The sequence below is a fragment of the Arthrobacter sp. TmT3-37 genome, assembly GCF_054510835.1.
The window spans coordinates 144,677-164,355 of the sequence record NZ_JBTNDU010000003.1 but is presented as its reverse complement, the minus strand read 5'-3'; the positions used below and the strand labels follow the sequence as shown (position 1 = coordinate 164,355).

General features: G+C 70.3%; 16 protein-coding genes, 1 tRNA gene and 1 riboswitch. Of the genes, 2 read left to right on the top strand and 15 right to left on the bottom strand.

Features of this window, described 5'->3' with window-relative positions; genetic code table 11:
- Nucleotides 1–2: 2 nt before the first annotated feature.
- Both terL and ACX80U_RS05710 read left to right on the top strand, forming a co-directional pair.
- Nucleotides 3–1,487: a phage terminase large subunit gene (gene terL / locus ACX80U_RS05715; RefSeq protein ID WP_459267714.1), complete on the top strand. Its 1,485-nt coding sequence runs from the start codon at nt 3–5 to the stop codon at nt 1,485–1,487.
- A 42-nt stretch (nt 1,488–1,529) separates the two neighbouring features.
- Nucleotides 1,530–1,994, top strand: a complete 465-nt coding sequence (locus tag ACX80U_RS05710; protein ID WP_459267713.1) for a hypothetical protein — start codon at nt 1,530–1,532, stop codon at nt 1,992–1,994.
- Between the two features lie 96 nt (nt 1,995–2,090).
- Here ACX80U_RS05710 and ACX80U_RS05705 read toward each other — a convergent pair.
- The 15 genes from ACX80U_RS05705 to ACX80U_RS05635 all read right to left on the bottom strand — a co-directional run bounded on the left by ACX80U_RS05705 (nt 2,091) and on the right by ACX80U_RS05635 (nt 19,676).
- Nucleotides 2,091–2,163 (bottom strand) — tRNA-Ala (locus ACX80U_RS05705).
- Nucleotides 2,164–2,258: 95 nt separating this feature from the next.
- Entirely contained in the window at nt 2,259–2,939 is a 681-nt protein-coding gene (locus ACX80U_RS05700) for a histidine phosphatase family protein (RefSeq protein ID WP_208741277.1), read from the bottom strand.
- Entirely contained in the window at nt 2,936–3,346 is a 411-nt protein-coding gene (rsfS, locus tag ACX80U_RS05695; RefSeq protein WP_133081723.1) for a ribosome silencing factor, read from the bottom strand. Before rsfS ends, ACX80U_RS05700 begins: the two co-directional genes overlap by 4 nt.
- Nucleotides 3,347–3,373: 27 nt before the next feature.
- On the bottom strand, nt 3,374–4,402 hold the full coding sequence (locus ACX80U_RS05690; protein ID WP_459267712.1) for a hypothetical protein: 1,029 nt from the start codon (nt 4,400–4,402) through the stop codon (nt 3,374–3,376).
- A gap of 7 nt (nt 4,403–4,409) precedes the next feature.
- A complete protein-coding gene (nadD, locus tag ACX80U_RS05685) occupies nt 4,410–5,078 on the bottom strand; it encodes a nicotinate-nucleotide adenylyltransferase (protein WP_279628611.1) in 669 nt (222 codons plus the stop codon).
- A gap of 35 nt (nt 5,079–5,113) precedes the next feature.
- On the bottom strand, nt 5,114–5,350 hold the full coding sequence (locus ACX80U_RS05680) for a hypothetical protein (RefSeq protein WP_459267711.1): 237 nt from the start codon (nt 5,348–5,350) through the stop codon (nt 5,114–5,116).
- Nucleotides 5,351–5,458: 108 nt separating this feature from the next.
- The gene (locus ACX80U_RS05675; RefSeq protein ID WP_208741283.1) at nt 5,459–6,781 is read right to left on the bottom strand and encodes a glutamate-5-semialdehyde dehydrogenase; all 1,323 of its coding nucleotides are present in this window, start codon (nt 6,779–6,781) and stop codon (nt 5,459–5,461) included.
- A gap of 48 nt (nt 6,782–6,829) precedes the next feature.
- Nucleotides 6,830–7,987: a glutamate 5-kinase gene (gene proB / locus ACX80U_RS05670; protein ID WP_208741285.1), complete on the bottom strand. Its 1,158-nt coding sequence runs from the start codon at nt 7,985–7,987 to the stop codon at nt 6,830–6,832.
- A gap of 2 nt (nt 7,988–7,989) precedes the next feature.
- Nucleotides 7,990–9,573 carry a GTPase ObgE gene (gene obgE / locus ACX80U_RS05665; RefSeq protein ID WP_208741287.1) on the bottom strand — a complete coding sequence of 528 codons (1,584 nt, stop codon included), beginning with the start codon at nt 9,571–9,573 and terminating at the stop codon, nt 7,990–7,992.
- Nucleotides 9,574–9,691: 118 nt separating this feature from the next.
- Complete coding sequence (gene rpmA / locus ACX80U_RS05660; RefSeq protein WP_087073579.1) at nt 9,692–9,952, bottom strand: 50S ribosomal protein L27; 261 nt, start codon at nt 9,950–9,952, stop codon at nt 9,692–9,694.
- A gap of 56 nt (nt 9,953–10,008) precedes the next feature.
- On the bottom strand, nt 10,009–10,317 hold the full coding sequence (rplU, locus tag ACX80U_RS05655) for a 50S ribosomal protein L21 (RefSeq protein ID WP_087073581.1): 309 nt from the start codon (nt 10,315–10,317) through the stop codon (nt 10,009–10,011).
- Between the two features lie 219 nt (nt 10,318–10,536).
- Nucleotides 10,537–12,132 carry a bifunctional hydroxymethylpyrimidine kinase/phosphomethylpyrimidine kinase gene (gene thiD / locus ACX80U_RS05650; RefSeq protein ID WP_459267710.1) on the bottom strand — a complete coding sequence of 532 codons (1,596 nt, stop codon included), beginning with the start codon at nt 12,130–12,132 and terminating at the stop codon, nt 10,537–10,539.
- Nucleotides 12,124–12,234: riboswitch (TPP riboswitch) on the bottom strand. Its footprint overlaps the gene before it by 9 nt.
- A gap of 102 nt (nt 12,235–12,336) precedes the next feature.
- On the bottom strand, nt 12,337–15,660 hold the full coding sequence (locus ACX80U_RS05645; protein WP_459267709.1) for an Rne/Rng family ribonuclease: 3,324 nt from the start codon (nt 15,658–15,660) through the stop codon (nt 12,337–12,339).
- 559 nt (nt 15,661–16,219) lie between these two features.
- Complete coding sequence (dxs, locus tag ACX80U_RS05640; RefSeq protein WP_133081716.1) at nt 16,220–18,193, bottom strand: 1-deoxy-D-xylulose-5-phosphate synthase; 1,974 nt, start codon at nt 18,191–18,193, stop codon at nt 16,220–16,222.
- A gap of 121 nt (nt 18,194–18,314) precedes the next feature.
- Entirely contained in the window at nt 18,315–19,676 is a 1,362-nt protein-coding gene (locus ACX80U_RS05635; RefSeq protein WP_459267708.1) for a class I SAM-dependent RNA methyltransferase, read from the bottom strand.
- Nucleotides 19,677–19,679 lie beyond the last annotated feature (3 nt).

The window sequence follows — 19,679 nt, the reverse complement described above, 5'->3', positions numbered from 1 at the left end:
CCATGAGCGTGTCCTGGCTGGAACGAGCAGCGATGCAGTTCGAGCCGCGCAAACCGAAGTGGAACTCCCCCGGCGCGATGGCGCTCGCCACAAACCCGAAGACCGTGCAGACACCGGCCCTCGACCTGATTGACGCCGCGCTGGTCGAAGCGTTTAACACCCCCGACTCCCGGCTCATCGTGTGCATGGTCCCGCAGGAGGGCAAGAGCGTCCGCGTCGCGAACGACTTCCCCATCTGGTGCCTCACCCAAAACCCTGATCTCCGTATCGTCACAGCCTCCTACGCGCAGAACCTCGCGAACAGGAACGGCCGGGTCATCCGCAACCGGATCACCACCAGCGACGAGATTGACCTCAAGATCGCGTCCGACAACGGCGCCGTGCACGAATGTACCCTCGACGGGTACCCGGGCGGCGTCCTCTCCGTCGGCATCGGCGCCGGTGTGACCGGCCGCCCCGCGGACATGCTGATCATCGACGACCCCATCAAGGATCGCAAGGAAGCGGACTCTGAGACGTACCGGAACAACGTGTGGGACTGGTGGACGGACCCCGCGTCCGCCCGCCTCGCGCCCGGAGCGCCGGTAATCGTCCTCCTCACCCGCTGGCATCAGGACGACCTCGCAGGGCGCCTGTTGGAGCAGGACAAAGAGGCGGGCTGGAAGGTCCTCAATATCCCTGCGCAGGCTGACCACCGGCCCGAAAAGGGCGAGACGGACCCGCTGGGCAGGAAGCCCGGCGAGTTCATGGTGTCCGCCCGCGGCCGCACCCTCAAGCAGTCGCTGCAGCGCAAGGCCACCGCCGGCGCCCGCACCTGGGCCAGCCTCTACCAGGGCCGCCCCTCCCCTGACACGGGCGGCGCTTTTCCACAAGAGTGGGCGCGGTATGGGGAAAAGATGTGGCTCGAGCACCCCGACGGGCGACGCACCGTCCCCGGTGTCGGCCGCGAAGACACCGAGCTCGTCCAGTCATGGAACCTCGCGTTCAAGGACACCAAGTCCAGCGACTACGTCGTCGGCCAGATGTGGCTCAGGATCGGCATGCAGGCCTACCTCCTCGACATGGTGCGTGAGCGACTGAACTTCACCGCCACCTGCAAGGCCATCGAAGCCATGAGCGCAAAGTGGCCGCAGGCGGTCGCGAAGTTCGTCGAAGACAAAGCGAACGGACCCGCCGTCATGAACGCGCTCGGCAAAACGGTCGTGGGGCTCATCCCCATCGAGCCCGAGGGATCCAAGTACGCCCGCGCCAGCGCAATCTCACCGCTGACCGAATCAGGGAACGTCCTACTCCCCCAAGCCGAGCTGCTCCCAAACGTGGAAGAGCTCATCGAGGAAGCTAAGAACTTCCCGAACAGCGCACACGACGACACGATCGACGCCCTGTCGCAGGCCATCAACCGGCTGCTGCTCATGCCGCTCGAGGCGGGCATGTTCGAACCGGTCGAACCGTATGTCGAGGAGTGGTCGGGCATCAGCCCGTACTGATCCTGTACCCACTAACCGCACGTTCGAACAGATGGAGGCCCCGTGGGTAAGATCCTGCAAGCCCTCGGCCTCCAAGAAGCCGCTTCGGTGATGTCAGCGGGCGACAGCACGGTCACTGTCTCGGCGGGCCAGTGGGACACCGTCCTGCACCGCCTCGAGGAATCCATGGCGCAGCTGCAGCTCGCGGCCGAGGACTCCGGGTGGGCGAAGATCAACGCCGACCTCGTCAACGAGTTCTCCCGCGAAGGCCCCAAGCGCATCGCGACCAACGGTCGCCTCATGGCGATCGCGAACCCGCTCATCAAACGGGCCCTCGGCATCCGGCACGCCTATGTGTGGGGTCAGGGTGTGCAGATCAGCGCCCGCGACGAAGCCGTCAACGAGGTTGTGCAGGCGTTCCTCGACCGTGAGGACACGAAAGCCACATTCACCGGCGCTCAGGCCAGGGAACGGCGCACGAACGCGCAGGGCACGGACGGAACATCTTCCGCACCGACTCGACTCTAGGCATTACCGCCGACCTTCACGCCTCACTTTGTGAGCGGGAGCGGGCGCTTTGTGAACAGGAAACAGAAAAGGCCCGGTTTCCCGGGCCTTACACTGTGGAGCTAAGGGGATTCGAACCCCTGACCCCCTGCATGCCATGCAGGTGCGCTACCAGCTGCGCCATAGCCCCGTGCCGTGCTGCTCCAGGAGGCCTTCACCCCGCCGAAGCAACTTGACCAGTCTAGTAAATTCTCGCGACTTCGCCAAATCGGCCGTTCGGGCATCTCAGCCCTCCAGGGGCTCCACGGGAAGCGACCCCAGACCCACGTTGTGCTCGGTCAACTGCCACGAGAACAGCGCTCCGGATCTGCCGACGACCTCGTGCACTTCCGACCAGTGGCAGTTCGAGAGTCCCGCAAGGGCACCCCAGCGCTCCGGGGGCAGCCCCATCAGGGCGGCCAGGGCCGCCCTGATCGCTCCACCGTGGCTGACGACCACGAGGGTCTCCGACGGCGCGATGCTGGCGACGGCATCCGTCACCGCGGCGAGCATGCGCTGTCCCACCTCGATCCGGTTCTCCGCACCACCGGCCCGCACTTCGGGGTCTCCCCCGCGCCAGGCGGCGTTGTCGTCCGCGAACTGCTCGTCGATGGCGGCGAAGGACAGGCCCTGCCACTCGCCGGCGTCGGTCTCACGCAGCCGCACGTCGTAGGAGACGTCCATGCTGCTGAGACCGGCCAGTGCGGCGGCGGTGTCGGCCGCGCGCCGCAGGTCGGACGAGATGATCATCGAGGGCTGCCGCGTGACGAGGACCTCTGCGGCGCGCGCAGCCTGCTCACGACCCGTGTCGTCGAGGTCGATGTCCTCCTGGCCCTGGAACAATCCGGACCGGTTCCACTCCGTGCGGCCGTGGCGCCAGAAGATGATCCGCCGGGCCGCCGGATGGGTGTGGGGGTTCCGCGTCACTCCGCGGCGTCGTCGGCTGCTACGACCTGCGGTGAGGTCTGCAGCTCACCCTCGAGCTGGAGGTCCACGGACGGGCAGTCCTTCCAGAGCCGGTCCAGGGCGTAGAACACCCGGTCCTCCTCGTGCTGGACGTGGACGATCACCTCGGCGTAGTCGAGGAGGACCCAGCGGCCCTCACTGCGCCCCTCACGCCGCACGGGCTTCAGGCCCTGCTTGGACAGTTCCTCCTCGATGCCGTCGACGATGGCATTGACCTGCCGCTCACTCGGCGCGGACGCGATGACGAAGACGTCCGTGATCGCCAGCCTGTCGCTGACGTCGAGGGCGACGATATCCTGGGCGATCTTGTCCGCCGCGGCGTGCGCCGCGGTGCGGGCAATGCCGATGGACTGTTCGGTAGCGCTCACTGATCTCCTTGTGTGGTGCCAGCGGTTTCACCCATTGAGGGAGCTGACGGTCATTATTATCCCGGTTGCGAGCGCTGCTGCGCCCACCCCGAGCAACGAATACTGGATATAGCGCAGCCGGCGCAGCCGTCCGAGGCCGGCGGTCATGGCGTCGAGTGGCTCCAGGCCGAACGCGCTCCGGGCCCCGATCGGTTCCGTCGGGCCGCCGTCCGAAGAGCTTGCAGACACGCCCTCGCCCGTGGCGGGGTTCCGCTCGGGACGCGGGATGACCACCGGTATCAGCGAGGTCGACGGCGCCCGCAGGACGGATCGCGTGCCGCCCGGAAGCCGGACGAACTCGGGTGGCGCGACGAACGAGAGGTTGTGTGCCGCGGTCGGATCATGGGGGACCGACGGCTGCGGCGGACCCTGCGCCGCGACCTCCTGGATATTACGGGCGCGGGCGTTGAGGGCAGCCGCCCGCTCGGCCAGCGCCTGCTGGCGTGCCAGCATCGCGGGGTCCACGGAGAACGGGTCGTCGGTGGCCGCGGCCTGCAGGCCGGCCGCGTGCGCGGCGGCGTCCTCGATCAGCGCGTTGCGCCTGGCGAGGGCCTCCTCGATGCTCATGTCCTCGACGCGGCGCGTATCCGTCCCCCGGGAGGCCGTATCGGCGAGGGGTCGCCGCGCGCCGTCGTCCGCCTGTGCCTGCTGCTGCCGACGGCGGTCCCTGCGCCCGCCCGGCAACGGTTCGGTGGAGCGCACGGCCAGGGACGCGCCATAGCCGACGGCAGGGCCCGCCGCGTCCAGCCGGACCGACGGGTCGACGGCGACCGCCGACACGCCGTCGGCGGTGGGGGCGACAGCTTTGCCCTGCGACCGCAGCAGCCTCAATTGCCTGCGGGTCGGTAGTTCGACGCGCACACCCTCGAGCAGGGCGGCCTGGTGCTCGGCCAAGGCGCGCAGGGCCCCCAGCGCTTCCCGGTTCCGTGCGGAGATCTCCGACTCCTGCGCTCCTGGCGCTGGACGGTCGGTTTCCTGCGACCCGACCGTCCGTACGGCGTCCTCTGCCTTGCTCATCGCTGATTCATCCAGTCGGTTGTTTCTCGCCCTCGACGCCAGAGGACGGTGCGCCCTCCTGCCGGATGTCGCGCCGGTAGAGCCGGTGCTTGGCGATGTACTGCACGACGCCGTCGGGCACCAGGTACCAGACCGGCTTGCCCTCGCCCACACGGCGCCTGCAATCGGTGCTGGAGATCGCCATGGCCGGCACTTCCAGGAGGCTCACGTCGCGCCCGCGGCCGTTCAGCTCGTGCCCTGGCCGCGTCACCCCGATGAAGTGCGCCAGGGACCAGAGTTCCTCGGCGTTCTTCCACGTGAGGATCTGGGCCATGGCATCCGCGCCGGTGATGAAGAACAGTTGCGCATCCGGCCGTTCGACCTTCAGGTCGCGCAGCGTGTCGATCGTGAAGGTGGGGCCCGGCCGGTCGATGTCCACGCGGCTCACCGTGAAGCTGGGGTTCGACGCCGTGGCGATCACGGTCATCAGGTACCGGTGCTCGGCCGCCGTGACGTCCTTGTCGGCCTTCTGCCAGGGCTGGCCCGTCGGGACGAAGACCACCTCGTCCAGATCGAAGACCGATGCGACCTCGCTGGCGGCCACGAGGTGACCGTGGTGGATCGGATCGAAGGTGCCGCCCATGACGCCGAGGCGCCACGGCGAACCATCACGATGCCGCTGCCGGAGGCCACCCATGACGTCCCGCTCGATACCCTCTGCCACCAGGACTGCTAGTGCCGGTTCGCTTCGCCGTGATCGTGGTTGTTCGCGTGCTGCTTGTGCGGGTCGATGTGCTCTTCGACGGCCTCGTGGCGGTTGCGCACGTTGGAGAAGGAGATCGTCACGATCATCAGGGTGAGCAGGACACCCATGGCGATCAATCCGTACGCGATCGCCGGCATCGGCAGCTCGGAGTGGGTTTCCATGGCTTCGTTCGCCAGCAGTGCGCTGCCGAGGGAGTAGAGCATCGTGGTTCCTCTGTCGGGTCAGGTTCTGCCGGTGGTTCCGGTCCGGCGTGGGCATTTCCTCCAATGGTACGCGCAACGGGGCACGGGGCTCCGCCGACGGGAGGTCCGTCAGCGCCGGACGTGCCCCTCGCCCTGCACGATCCACTTGGTCGTCGTGAGCTCGGCCAGCCCCATCGGTCCCCTCGCGTGCATCTTCTGCGTGGAGATCCCGACCTCGGCCCCGAGGCCCAGTTCGCCGCCGTCGACGAACCGTGTCGATGCGTTGACCAGCACGGCGGCGGAGTCCACGCCGGCCACGAACTCCTCGGAGGACGCGAGGCTGTTGGTGATGATGGCCTCGCTGTGCCCGGTGCTCCAGCGTCGGATGTGCTGCAGCGCCTCGTCGACGCTGTCCACGGTGCGGACTGCGAGGTCGAGCTGCATGTATTCGCGGTTCCAGTCGTCGTCGGTCGCCGACGGGGCAGCCGTCCCCTCGGGCAGGAACGCACGCGAGCGGTCGTCGACGTGGAGCGTCACCCCGGCGCGCGAGAGGGCGGCGAGGACTGCAGGAGCGGCTCCGGAGCGGCTGTGCACGAGGAGGGTCTCGACCGTGTTGCAGACGCTGGGGCGCTGCGTCTTGGCATTGAGCAGGATGTCGACGGCCATCTCCTCGTCGGCGCTCTCGTCGAGGAGGATGTGCACGTTGCCCTCGCCGGTCTCGATCACGGGGACCCGGGCGTTCGTGACGACGGACTGGATGAGCTCGCGTCCGCCGCGCGGGATCAGCACGTCCACGCGTCCGCGGGCCTCCATGAGCACGCGGGCGCCCTCCCGCCCGAACTCGTCGATGGTGAGGACGGCGTCATCGGGCAGCCCGTGGTCCTCGAGGGTGTCCCGGATGATGCCAACGAGCGCCGCGTTCGTGGCGGCGGCCGCGCTGCCCCCGCGGAGGATCACGGCATTCCCGCTCTTCAGGGCCAGGCCGGCGATGTCGACCGTGACATTCGGGCGGGCCTCGTAGATCGCCGCGACCACGCCGAGGGGCACCCGGACCTGCCGCATCCGGAGCCCGTTGGGCAGGGTCTCCGCACGCACGGCGGTCCCGACGGGATCAGGAAGGGCGGCCAGCTGGGCGAGTGCATCCGCGAGCCGGCCGATGCGCTCCGGGTCCAGGCTCAGCCGGTCCAGCAGGTAGTCGGAGGTCCCGGCGGCACGGCCGCGCTCGACGTCGGCCCGGTTGGCGGCCAGCACGAGGTCCCGCCGGGCGACCAACGCGTCGGCGATCGCCAGCAGCACGCGGTCCTTGCGGGCGCGGTTTGCCCGGCCGAGGATCCTCGAGGCGGTCCTGGCCCGGTCCGTGATCGCGTGGACCGCCGCGGTGAGCTGTTCCGGGGTGAGCGACGGCGTGTCGTCGGTCCGGGCGGTCGTGGGCTCAGCCTGCAGATCGGTCATCCCAGCAGTCTAGCGAGGAGCCGGTTCGGAGGACGCCCGGAGGTCGGGTTATGACGCGGCGGCAGGCCGCAGCACCACGAGGTCGTTCACGTGCACCACGGAACGCTCGTACTCGGCGCCCAGCTCCTCCGCGAGATCATGCGTGGAGCGTCCGAGCATGCGCGGCAGCTCGGACGAGCTGTAGTTGACGAGTCCGCGCGCCACCACGGTCCCGTCGCTGCTCACGAGCTGCACGGGGTCACCGGCCTCGAAGACGCCGGAGACGCCGACCACTCCCGCGGGGAGGAGGGACCGCCGCCGCTCCCCCACGGCGCGGACGGCACCGTCGTCGAGCACGAGGGTGCCGAGGACCCTCGCGAGGTGGGCCAGCCAGAGCAGGCGGATGGGCTGCCGCTTGCCGGTCGCCGTGAACCAGGTGCCCACGTCCTCGCCGCGCAGCGCAGCGGCGGCATTCGCGGTGGACGTCACGAGCGCGGGGATGCCGGAGGCCGCCGCGATGGTGGCGGCCTCGACCTTCGTGACCATGCCGCCCGTGCCGACGCCCGCCTTGCCTGCACGCCCGATCGTGACACCGTCCAGGTCGGCCGGCGACTCCACGAGCGGGATGCGCAGGGCACCCTCGCTCGGTGGGCCGTCGTAGAGCGCATCGACGTCGCTGAGGAGCACCAGCGCCTCCGCCTTGACGAGGTGGGCGACGAGGGCGGCCAGGCGGTCGTTGTCCCCGAAGCGGATCTCATGGCTGGCCACGGTGTCGTTCTCGTTGACGATCGGCACGACGCCGAAGTTCAGGAGCCGCTCCATCGCCCGGTGCGCGTTGGCGTAGTGGGACCGCCGGACCAGGTCGTCCGCGGTCAGCAGGATCTGGCTCACGGTCACGCCGTGCGCGGCGAAGGCCTGCGAGTACTGCGCCATCAGCAGGCCCTGGCCGACGCTCGCTGCGGCCTGCTGCGTGGACAGCTGCGCGGGACGCCGGGCGAGACCCAGCGGCGCCAGACCTGCCGCGATCGCACCGGAGGACACGAGGATCACCTCGGTCCCCGCGGTGCGCCGCGCGGCGAGGACATCGGCGAGGCCCACGAGTGCCTCGCCGGAGATGCCGCCCGAGACGGACGTCAGGGACGACGAACCGACCTTGACGACGATCCTCCGCGCGGACGGTAGTCCCGCCCGGGAGGCCAGCGGATGCAGTGACGTGTCCAGGCCCATGGCTAGCCCTCGGACTCGCCGTCCGCTTCTTGCCGCGTAGGGGCAGGCCGCATCCGCTTCTGCACCGATTCGGTCCAGATGCCGGCCTTGCGGTCCGCCTCGAGATCGGCCCGGGCGGCAGCCTTCGCCTCCTTGCGCTCCTGGTACTCCTCACGCTTCTGCTCGCGCGTCGGCCGGACGTACTCGGCCAGGCGCAGGTCGGAACCGCGCGGTCCGGCGAGCAGCTCGGCGCCGCCCATCATCGTGGGCTCCCAGTCGAAGACGACGCCGTCGCCCTCGCCGATCACCACGGTGTCGCCGGGCTTGGCGCCGACCTTGAACAGCTCCTCCTCGACACCGACCTTGGCCAGGCGGTCCGCGAGGTAGCCGACGGCCTCGTCGTTGGTGAAGTCGGTCTGCTTGACCCAGCGTTCGGGCTTCTCGCCGAGCACGCGGAAGAGGGGAAGGGCGTCCTTCTCCTCGAGGCGGATCCGGAACGGTGCGGCGTTGACGCCTCGGGGGCGCAGCACGGGCGGCGCGACCTTCGGAGGTGCGGCGGCAACGGTCCTGCGCGCGTTCTCGACGATCTCCGCCATCGCGAACCCGAGCTGGCGCAGTCCCTCGTGGCTCGACGCGGACACCTCGAAGACGCGGTAGCCGCGCTCCTCGAGCTCGGGACGGACGAAGTCCGCCATGTCCCGTCCGTCCGGCACATCCACCTTGTTGAGGGCGACGAGGCGCGGGCGCTCGTTGAGGGGGACGACGTCGCCGTCGGGCCCTGCGTAGCTCATGTCCACCGAGTACTTCTCGAGCTCACGCTCGATGATGCCGAGGTCCTTCAGCGGATCGCGGTCCGTCTCGAGGGCGGCGCAGTCCAGCACGTGCACGAGGGCGGCGCAGCGCTCCACGTGGCGCAGGAAGTGGTGGCCGAGGCCCTTTCCCTCGCTCGCACCCTCGATCAGGCCGGGGACGTCCGCGATGGTGAAGCGCGTGGAACCCGCTTCGACGACGCCCAGGTTCGGCACGAGCGTGGTGAAGGGGTAGTCGGCGATCTTCGGGCGGGCCGCCGACATCGCGGCGATCAGGCTGGACTTTCCGGCGGAGGGGAAGCCCACGAGGGCGATGTCCGCGATGGACTTGAGCTCGAGGACGACATCCCGCTCGTCACCGGGGATGCCGAGCAGCGCGAACCCCGGTGCCTTGCGCTTCTGCGAGGACAGCGCGGCATTGCCGAGGCCGCCCTGGCCGCCGGCCGCCGCGACGAACTCGGTGCCTTCACCGACGAGGTCGGCGAGGACCTCGCCGTCCTTCGACTTGACCACGGTGCCGTCCGGCACCGGCAGGACGAGAGTCTCCCCGTTCTTGCCGCCGCGCCAGTCACCCATCCCGTTGCCGCCGTTCGTGGCATGCCGGTGGGGGGCGTGATGGTAGTCGAGGAGCGTGGTGGTCTGGTGGTCGACGCGGAGGATGACGTTACCGCCGTCGCCGCCGTTACCGCCGTCGGGCCCACCGAGGGGCTTGAACTTCTCGCGGTGGACAGAGACGCAGCCGTGGCCGCCGGTGCCTCCGGATACGTGCAGGACTACGCGGTCAACGAAACTCGCCACGTCGGTCTCCTTCTACAAATGCTTCACTGTGCCGAGTCGGGTCGGCTTAAAAGAAGGTGGGGCGAGCCATAGAGGCTCACCCCACCCGAATGCTTGGTGCACCGTGCGCTGGCAGAGACTACTCTGCTGCCGCGCCCACGATGTTGACGACCTTGCGTCCACGACGGGTACCGAATTCCACGGCACCTGCCTCGAGTGCGAACAGGGTGTCGTCGCCGCCGCGGCCGACATTGGCGCCCGGGTGGAAGTGGGTGCCGCGCTGGCGGACGATGATCTCGCCGGCCTTGACGACCTGGCCGCCGAAGCGCTTGACGCCGAGGAACTGTGCGTTCGAGTCGCGGCCGTTGCGAGTGGAGCTTGCGCCCTTCTTATGTGCCATGAGTTATGCCTGCCTTCGCTGAAGTGTCTACGTGACCGATCGGTAGCCCGAAGGGACTACGCGATGCCTGTGATTTTGACGCGGGTCAGTTCCGAACGGTGACCCTGGCGCTTCTTGTAGCCGGTCTTGTTCTTGAACTTCTGGATGACAATCTTCGGTCCACGAAGATTCTCGACGATCTCGGCAGTGACGGTGACCTTCGCGAGGTCCTCCGCTGCGGAGGTGATCTTGGCGCCGTCTACCAGAAGGAGGGCGGGAAGCTTGAACGTGCTTCCTGCCTGACCGGTGACGCGGTCAAGGGTAACGAGGTCTCCTACAGAAACCTTTTCTTGGCGGCCGCCTGCGCGGACAATCGCGTACACCACTTGGGAACTCACTTCTCTCGACAATCTTGACTTCTGATGAAAAAACCTGGGTGCGCCTCGGCGGCAATCCTGGGGTTGCTCGTCGTGCGGGACCCGCACTGGTGCCTTCGACGTCGCCGCCCGGAGGCCGCTCGTGTCTGCTGGACATCCCAGTCTGCGAATCCTGCGCAGTTGCCGCCGGACATGCCGGTTGACAGGCAAGTGCACCGAGGGTTCAGATTACGCCAGTACAGCGCCCTCCCGCAAATCAGCGGGCGCTCGGCGCGCGGCAGCGCGGGCCCTCGGGGCGTCGAAGAAGTCCCGTTCATAGGCGGCGGACCAGCGGAAGGCCGCAAGCATCGCCGTGCGTTCGACCGGGGACGCCCGTCGGTGCGCGCCGTCGGCGATCTGCTTGGCGCGCGCGGTGGCCTCCGCGAAGCCGGGGTCGGCGTAGGTCGCGATCCATGCGGCGTAGGGATGCGGACCGGACGGGCCGTGGCCTCCGGGTCCTCCCTGCGGTCTCTCCTGCACCCTCTCCTGCACGTGGTCGCCGACCGCTGCGTAGAGCCAGAAGCACGGCAGGACGGCGGCGACGAGTTCCGCGTACGATCCCCGCCCGGCGACGGCCCGGAGGTGGTCGCAGTAGGCGCGGGTGACGGGACCCGCATCGCCCTCCCCTGCCCGGATGCCGGTCTTCCCCGACAGCCAGGTCCGGTGCAGCTCCGCCTCGGTCTGCAGGCACGACGTCGCCGCGGACAGCCAGAACAGCTGCTCGTCCTCGGCCGGCGCCATGGCGGCGGCACGGGCCAGGACGGCGGAGTAGTCGCGGAGGTACAGCGCGTCCTGCTGCAGGTAGTAGGCGAAGTCGGTCGCGGGAAGGTCCCCCTCCATCAGCGCGGTGAGGAAGGGCAGCTCCAGGAGGTTCCTGCGCAGTTCCCCGATGTCGCGCCAGGCGAGCTCCGTGAAGCGCTGGTGCGCGCGAGGATCAGGTCCGGCGTGGAAGTGGTGCACCGGTCCGCTGCCTGCTCCCACGTCCAGCAGGTCGGCGCCCTGCAGTGCCCCTTCGAGCCAGGACTTTGCCTCCCGCACCGCCGTGGGCCAGTCGCCGGTCACGGCGAACCGCGTGGCGATCGCGGACGACAGCGAGCAGCCCGTACCGTGCGTGTTCTCGGTCGGCACCCGGCAGCCGTCGAGGACCACGGTGTCCGGGCCGCCCGTTGCGTCCTGCGGGGCGGGAATGAGGGCGTCCGGGCATCGTTCGCCGGGCAGGTGCCCGCCCTTCACCAGCACCCGGGTGCCGAGCCGGACCGCGAGGACCCTCCCCTGCTCGAGCGCTGCGGACCAGGAGGCGGCAGGATCCGCTCCGACGAGGACGGCGAGCTCCGCGATGTTCGGGGTCACCAGCGACGCACGCCGGGCGAGGTCGACGACGGCGCGTACCGCGTCGTCGTCGAGCAGCCGCGCACCGCTGGTGGCGACCATGACCGGATCGAGCACGACGACCGGCGGGCGGGCGTGGTCGAGCCATGCGCCGACGCAGCGCGCCACGGCGGCGGACCCGAGCATCCCGATCTTCACGGCGTCGATGCGCACGTCCTCGGCGATGGCGTCGAGTTGCTGCCGGAGGAAGTCCGTGGGCGGGGTGTGCACCGCGGTCACGCCGCGGGTGTTCTGCGCCGTCAAGGCGGTCACCACGGCCATCGCGTACCCGCCCGTGGCGCTGATGCTCTTGATGTCCGCCTGGATCCCGGCGCCGCCGCTCGGATCCGAGCCGGCGATGCTCAGGATGTTGGGGATCCCGGAGATCGGATCGCACGCTGTTCGGGCAGTGTCCATGACTGACATCCCTCCGCTAGGCACGGGCGCGAGGCCCACTAGATCAGGTTCGACGGGTGTGATCTCAGCCCTGCATCCGGCAGGGCACCCCGTGTCACCGACCAGCCTATAGCAGCCGGGCGCCCATGGACGGGACACGCGAAGGCCGGAGCCCCTGGGGACTCCGGCCTTCGCGTGCCTGCCGATCCGTCGTACGTGGAGCTGCTACAGCTCCGACGCCGGCACGCCGACGCCGAAGATCAGCGGCTCCGCACCGGACGGCTCCGGCTTCCGCGCGATCGGCCCGGCCTTGGCGACGTGCCGCGTCCCGGAGGGCTCGGCGGCGCTCTCGGCACCCTGGGTCTCGATGGCGGTGTCCGCAGCGCCCTGCGCGCTGCGGGCGACCCGGCGTCGCGGCCTGGACCGGCGCACCGGCGCCTCGGGCGCGGGAACGACGACGGGAGGCGCGGCGCTGGTCGCGGGGACCGCCCGGACGTCGGCGGCCTCCTCGCGATCGCCGTCTGCCGCGGCGCCGTCGCCAGCGGCCGCGACGTCGACGGCCGGGACATCGTCCACATCGGCGGGCCGGCGGTTGAAGGCCTCGCTCAGGCTGTCCAGCGTCAGGCGCGTCGCGGGCGCCTCCTGGGCCTCCTCGACGGCCGGCCGACGGCTCTCCGCCCGTGGCAGGGTCACTGTCTCGCCGTTGATCGTCAGCACGGCTTCCGTGACCTGGACGTCGGCGTCGGCAGGGGTCTGCTCCGCGTGCTCCTCGTGGGCGTGGTGCGTGGCGGCCGCGATGCTGGCGAGGGCAGCCCGGGCCGCTTCGGCCTTCGCCGCGCGGTCAGGGGTCTCGGCCACGGGGGCCGGGGGCAGTGCGATGCCCTCGTCCTGCTGGTTGCCGCGTCCCCGGTTGCGCTTGCGCTCGCTCCGGGAAGGCTTGTCCTGGCGCAGCTGCTGCTGGTTGTCGGGCGCAGGCACGGAACGGCGGTGCTCCACGGGCTCCATGTGGGTGACGACGCCGCGGCCCGCACAGTGCTCGCAGTCCTCGCCGAAGACCTCGAGCAGGCCCGTGCCCATGCGCTTGCGCGTCATCTGGACGAGCCCCAGCGAGGTCACCTCGGCGACCTGGTGCTTGGTCCTGTCACGGCCGAGGCATTCGACGAGACGGCGCAGCACGAGGTCGCGGTTCGCCTCGAGCACCATGTCGATGAAGTCGATCACGATGATCCCGCCGATGTCGCGGAGCCGCAGCTGGCGCACGACCTCCTCGGCCGCCTCGAGGTTGTTCTTCGTGACGGTCTCCTCGAGGTTGCCGCCGCTGCCGGTGAACTTGCCCGTGTTGACGTCGACCACGGTCATCGCCTCGGTCCGGTCGATCACGAGCGAGCCGCCCGACGCCAGGAACACCTTGCGCTCCAGGGCCTTCGAGATCTGCTCGTCGATGCGCGAGGCGGCGAAGATGTCCTCGTCGCCCGTCCACTTCTCGAGCCTGCCGACGAGGTCCGGCGCCACGTACATGACGTAGGCCTCGATGGTGTCCCAGGCCTCCTCGCCGGAGACGACGAGCTTGGAGAAGTCCTCGTTGAAGACGTCGCGGACCACCTTGATGGTGAGGTCAGGCTCACCGTAGAGGAGTTCGGGCGCCAGGGTCTTGGTCGACCCGGCCTTGCGCTCGATCTCCTCCCACTGGGCACGGAGGCGGTTGATGTCGTGCGTCAGCTCCTCCTCGCTGGCACCCTCCGCCGCCGTCCGGACGATCACGCCGGCGTTCTCGGGCAGGCGGTCCTTGAGGATCCGCTTGAGGCGGTTGCGCTCGACGTCGGGCAGCTTGCGGGAGATACCGGTCATGGAGCCGCCGGGCACGTACACGAGGTAGCGGCCGGGCAGGGAGATCTGGCTCGTGAGCCTCGCACCCTTGTGGCCCACCGGGTCCTTCGTGACCTGCACGAGGACGGGATCGCCCGACTTCAGCGCGAGTTCGATGCGGCGCGGCTGGCCGTCGAGGCCGGCCGCGTCCCAGTTGACCTCTCCGGCGTACAGGACGGCGTTGCGGCCGCGTCCGATGTCGACGAACGCCGCCTCCATGCTCGGCAGCACGTTCTGCACCTTGCCGACGTACACGTTGCCGATCAGCGAGTCCTGCTGCGTCCTGGACACGAAGTGCTCCGCGAGGATGCCGTCCTCGAGGACGCCGATCTGGATCCTGTCATCGCGCTGGCGGACGATCATCTGGCGGTCCACGGATTCGCGGCGGGCGAGGAACTCGGCCTCGGTGATGACCTGGCGGCGGCGGCCCGTGTCACGGGACTCGCGGCGGCGCTGCTTCTTGGCCTCCAGCCGGGTGGAGCCGCGGACGCTGGTCACACGGTCCGAGACGGGCTCGCTGGACTGGCGGGGAGCCCGCACGCGCGTGACGGTGTTGGGCGGATCGTCGTCCTCGCCGCCGGTCAGCTCGAGGTCCTGGTCTCCACGGCGGCGACGACGACGACGGCGCGACGTGACGCCCGCGCCCTCCTCGGGGCCGTTCGCCGGGGACCGTCCGTCGGTGTCCTCAGGACCCTCTGTCTGGCCGTCGTCGGTTCCGGCGTCGGCCTGGCCGGCATCGCTGCGGCTGCGCGTGCGACTCCGACGGCTGCGACGCGAGCGACGACCGGACTCGTCCGACTCCTCCTCGTCCGTGTCCTCCTGCGGCGGCGCCACCTTCACGGACGGCACGGTGACGGTGCTGAGATCGGGTGCGTGGAACAGCAGCGACAGCGGCGACTCGGGGACCGCGAAGGGATCGAACCGGTTCTCGTCCGACGGCGTGTCCTCCTGGCCGGCATCGACCTGCGTGACGTCGCCCTGCGTGGCTCCGTCCTGGGGCTGCGCGGACTGCCGGGACTCCGACGCGGCGTCCGGGCGCCCTGCGGGAGTGTCGGCTGCTGCGGGAGTGCCGTCTGCTACGGGTTCCGCCACTGCGGCGTCGTCCGACTGCGCGGGCTCCGACGCCCTGCGGCTGCGGGTCCTCGTCGAGGTACGGCGCGCCCGTGCGGGCTTCTCCTCGGCTGGAACGGCGGGAATCGAGACGGCGTCCGCTCCGACTGCGTCGGGCGCGTCGGCGGGTGAGGCAGCGGTTGCGGCGTCGGCTGCGGGTGAGGCTGGAGGTGCAGCATCGGCTGCGGGCTGCTCGACGGGACGGGCTGGGCCGGCTTCAGCGGTCGCGGCGCGTCGGCGGGTGCGGGGGGCCCGGGTGGTGGCCGTCGCTGCAGGGGCGTCGGAGGCCGGCGATGCTGCTCCGTCGCCGGCGGGTACGGCCACGGCGTCCGCCTCGGTCTCGTCCGTCACCACGACGGGCTTCCGCGCCCGGGTGGCGCGTTTGCGGACGGGGGCGGCGGCTTCCTCCTCGGGGGACGCCTCCGGTGCCTTGGGTGGTGCTCCCTCGGGGGCACTCGCGGTGCGGCGCTTCCGCGGCGCCTTCGCCGGTGCGGCCTGCTCCTGGGATTCCGGCGCGGTAGCGGGTGCTTCCGTCACTGCCTGTTCGTTTCCCTGCTGCTCTGACTGATCCATGCGTGCTCGCTCCAAACCCCTGCGGCACCGTCCACATTCCAGCGCCCTCCAGGGCGGTATGTCGGCCGGCCGCGGGCCCTTCGCCCGGCGGCTGACCGGAAGTCGTTGTCATGCCGTCCGAGGTCACACCGTCATGGGGGTGCGGAATCACTCGGAGGCCAGTGGCGCTTTTCCAACTCAGCCGCCCGTGTGGACGGTGGGTCCCGCCAGCGGATTCCGCCTACGTCCACCGATGGGGCGGAGTCGATAGGACGGAAGCATCGCTCACGGAACGGAAGCCTGTCACCGGACCGGCGTGGGAATGTGGTTCCCCCACCAGCCATCGCCATTGTCTCACACCGGTTCCGGAAAGGAACCGATGGTGCGCGCTGCACTCGCGGACAGGAGCCGGTCCATCGTGCTCCGGGCGAGCGGTTCGGCGTTCCCGGGCCGTTCATCGGCGTCCGCCGTCGTCGGATGCCGGCCGTGTCCGCCGTCGTCGCGTTCGCGGACGCCTCCCCCGCGGAGTTCGGGCGGTGGCGTGCTGCGGGAAGCGGCGATCCACCGCTTCCCGCAGGGATCAGTGCTTCGGGAACTGCCCGGTGACCGGCGATGCGTCGTCGGCGAGCGGCCTCGCGACCGGCACCTTCGTGCCCAGGACCTGCGCGACGACGTCGTGCGTGATCTGCTGGGCGGTGAGGCCGACGCGCTCGAGGACCTGGTTCCGGGAGCCGTGGTCGAGGAACTCGACCGGGAGTCCCACCTCGTTGAGCGCGGTGTCCACGCCCGCGGACCGCATCTCCTGGCGGATCCTCGATCCCACGCCACCCGCACGGACACCGTCCTCGATGACGATCACGATGCGGTGCTCGGCTGCGAGGTCGATCACCGAGCGGCGCACCGGCAGGAGCCAGCGGGGATCGATCACGGTGGAGCTGATGCCCTGCGCGCCGAGCCTGTTCGACACGTCGAGCGCGAGCTCGCTCATGGCCCCGACGCTGACGATCAGGACGTCGTTGGCGCGGGAGCCGGCGGGCCGGCGGGACAGCACGTCGACGCCGTCGTGCAAGCGTTCGATCGCCTCCACCTCCGCGCCGACGGATCCCTTCGAGTAGCGGACCACGCTCGGGGCGTCCGAGATGGCGACGGCCTCGCGCAGTTCCTCGCGCAGCCGCGTGGCATCGCGGGGGGCGGCGAGGTGCAGGCCCGGGACGGCCTGGAGCAGGGCGAGATCCCACATCCCGTGATGGCTCGCGCCGTCGGGTCCCGTAACGCCCGAGCGGTCCAGGACGATCGTCACCCCGGCCCGATGCAGGGCCACGTCCATCAGGAGCTGGTCGAACGCGCGGTTCAGGAAGGTCGCGTAGAGGGCGATGACAGGGTGCAGGCCGCCGAAGGCCATCCCGGCCGCGCTGGCCACGGCGTGCTGCTCGGCGATGCCGACGTCGAACACGCGGTCCGGGTGCCGGGCGGCGAAACGGTGCAGTCCGACGGGGATGAGCATGGCGCCGGTGATGCCGACGATGTCCGGCCGCTCGTCGGCGATGTCGGCGATCTCGTTCGCGAAGACCGAGGTCCAGGACTGCTGGCCCGCGGCGTCCACCGGTTCGCCCGTCTCGGGGTCGATGATGCCGACGGCGTGGAACTGGTCGGCCTCGTGGGCCCGGGCCGGGGCGTACCCGTGGCCCTTCTCCGTGATGGCGTGCACGATCACGGGCCCCTCGTAGTTCTTCGCGAGGTGCAGTGCCTGTTCGACGGCGGCCTGGTCGTGGCCGTCCACGGGGCCGACGTACTTCATGCCGAGGTCCTCGAACAGGCCCTGGGGTGCCCACCAGTCCTTGATGCCCTTCTTCATGGCGTGGAGGCTCTTGTAGCTGAACGCGCCGACCGTGCCGCCGTTCTGCATGCGGGTCTTCACCCAGTCGAGGGTGCGCTCGTAGACGCGGTGGGTGCGCACGGAATCGAGGGTGGGACGCAGCGAGGCGAGATAGTCGGCCACACCGCCGATGGTGGGCGCGTAGGAACGGCCGTTGTCGTTGACGACGATCACGACCCTGCGCCGCTTGTCCGCGGCGATGTTGTTGATCGCCTCCCAGGCCATGCCGCCGGTGAGCGCACCGTCGCCCACGAGGACGACGGCGTAGCGGTCGCCCTCGCCGTTGAGGACCCGGGCCCGGGAGATGCCGTCGGCCCAGGAGAGCGAGGACGAGGCATGGGAGCTCTCGACGACGTCGTGCACGGACTCCGCGCGCGACGGGTAACCGGACAGGCCGCCCTGCTGGCGCAGGGTGCTGAAATCCTGCCGCCCGGTCACGAGCTTGTGCACGTAGGACTGGTGGCCGGTGTCGAAGATGATGCTGTCCCGCGGTGAGTCGAAGACGCGGTGGATGCCGAGGGTCAGCTCGACGACCCCGAGGTTGGGCCCCAGGTGTCCTCCGGTCCGCGAGACGTTGCTGACCAAAAAGGTACGGATCTCCTCGGCGAGCGCTGACAGTTGCGCGTCGCTGAGCTTGCTCAGGTCCTGTGGGCCGTGGATCGTCTCCAAGAGTCCCATCGGCGCCTCCTCGGTTCGTTCGGCGTGGCGAGGGATCGCCCTCGATTGACCTTAACTCTAACGTCCGGGTGTCCGGCGGGGTGCCTCGATCGTCCGCCCGGCTCGCCCGAGCCCTCCGTCGTCAGGCCGGTGGCGGCAGGAGCCGCGCGAAGGATTCCATGTGGTGCGTGTGCGGGTAGAGGTCGAAGACGCGCAGGGAGTCGAGCGACCAGCCCGCGGCGAGGAAGTAGCCGAGGTCGCGGGCGAACGACGCCGGGTCGCAGGACACGTAGCCGACGACGCGCGGGCGGGCCTGCACGATCTGCCGGACCACCTTCCTGCCGGCCCCTGCCCGGGGCGGGTCGAGCAGGACGGCGTCGAGCGGCTCGCTCCAGCGGCCGAGCACGGCGTCCACCCGCCCCTGCACGATCGACACGTGGTCCTGGCCGTGCAGGTTGCGCCGCGCATCGCGGCTCGTCCCGGGCGCACCCTCGACCGACAGCACCGAACCCTCCGGCCCGACGGCGCGAGCGAGTGGCACGGTGAACAGACCCGCGCCCGCGTAGAGGTCGGCGATGCGTTCACCCGGCGCCGGCTGCAGCCCGTCGAGCACCGCGGACACGAGCGCCTCGGGAGCGCCCCGGTGGATCTGCCAGAAACCGGCTCCCGTGACCCGGTAGTCGATGCCGAGGACGCTCTCCTGCAGCCACGTCCTCCCCTTCAGCCGCTCGACCTGCCCCGACGCGGGATCGAGGACGCCCACGGAGGCGCCGTGGACGGACGAGGCCACCGAGGCGACGCGCCGCGGGGACGTGCCCGCCGCGGGGACGAGCAGCACGAGCGGCTCACCCCCGCCTGACGGGACAGCGACGTCCACCCTCCCGATGCCGCTGAGGTCCAGCGCCCACAGCCGCAGGTCGTTGACGGCCGCGACGGCCAGCGGCATCTCCCGGACGGGGACGACGCCGTGGGAACGGTGCAGGTGCATGGCGAGACGGCCGGCCGAATCCACGGCGAAAGCCGCGCGCGTGCGCCAGGCCAGGCCGTCGGGTGCCTCCCCCGGCGCTGCCTCGACCGTCACCGCCCGGTCGGTCTTCGCGAGGCGGGCCAGCTGCTCCTCGACGATGGCACCCTTGAGCCGGCGCTGCTCGTCGAGGGCGATATGGCCGAATTCGGCGCCACCGACGGCGGAGCGTCCCTTCGCGGCGGCCGTGAGGGCGTCCGCCAGGGGCCAGGGATGGGTCACGCGGTGCGGGGAGGGCTCGATCACCTCGACGACATCCGCCCGCCAGAAGCTCGCGGCCTCGTCGGTGTCGGTGAACCGCACGCGGACCACTTCCCCCGGCAGGGCGTGGCGGACGAAGACCACGCGGCCTTCGTGCCGGGCCACGAAGTGCCCGCCGTGGGCGGGCCGTTCGATGGTCAGCTCGGCCGTGCCGGCGGCGGAGCCTGCTGCCCGGTCCAGGTTCTCGGTGGGGTCGGCGGCTGGTACGGCGTCGGTCATGGT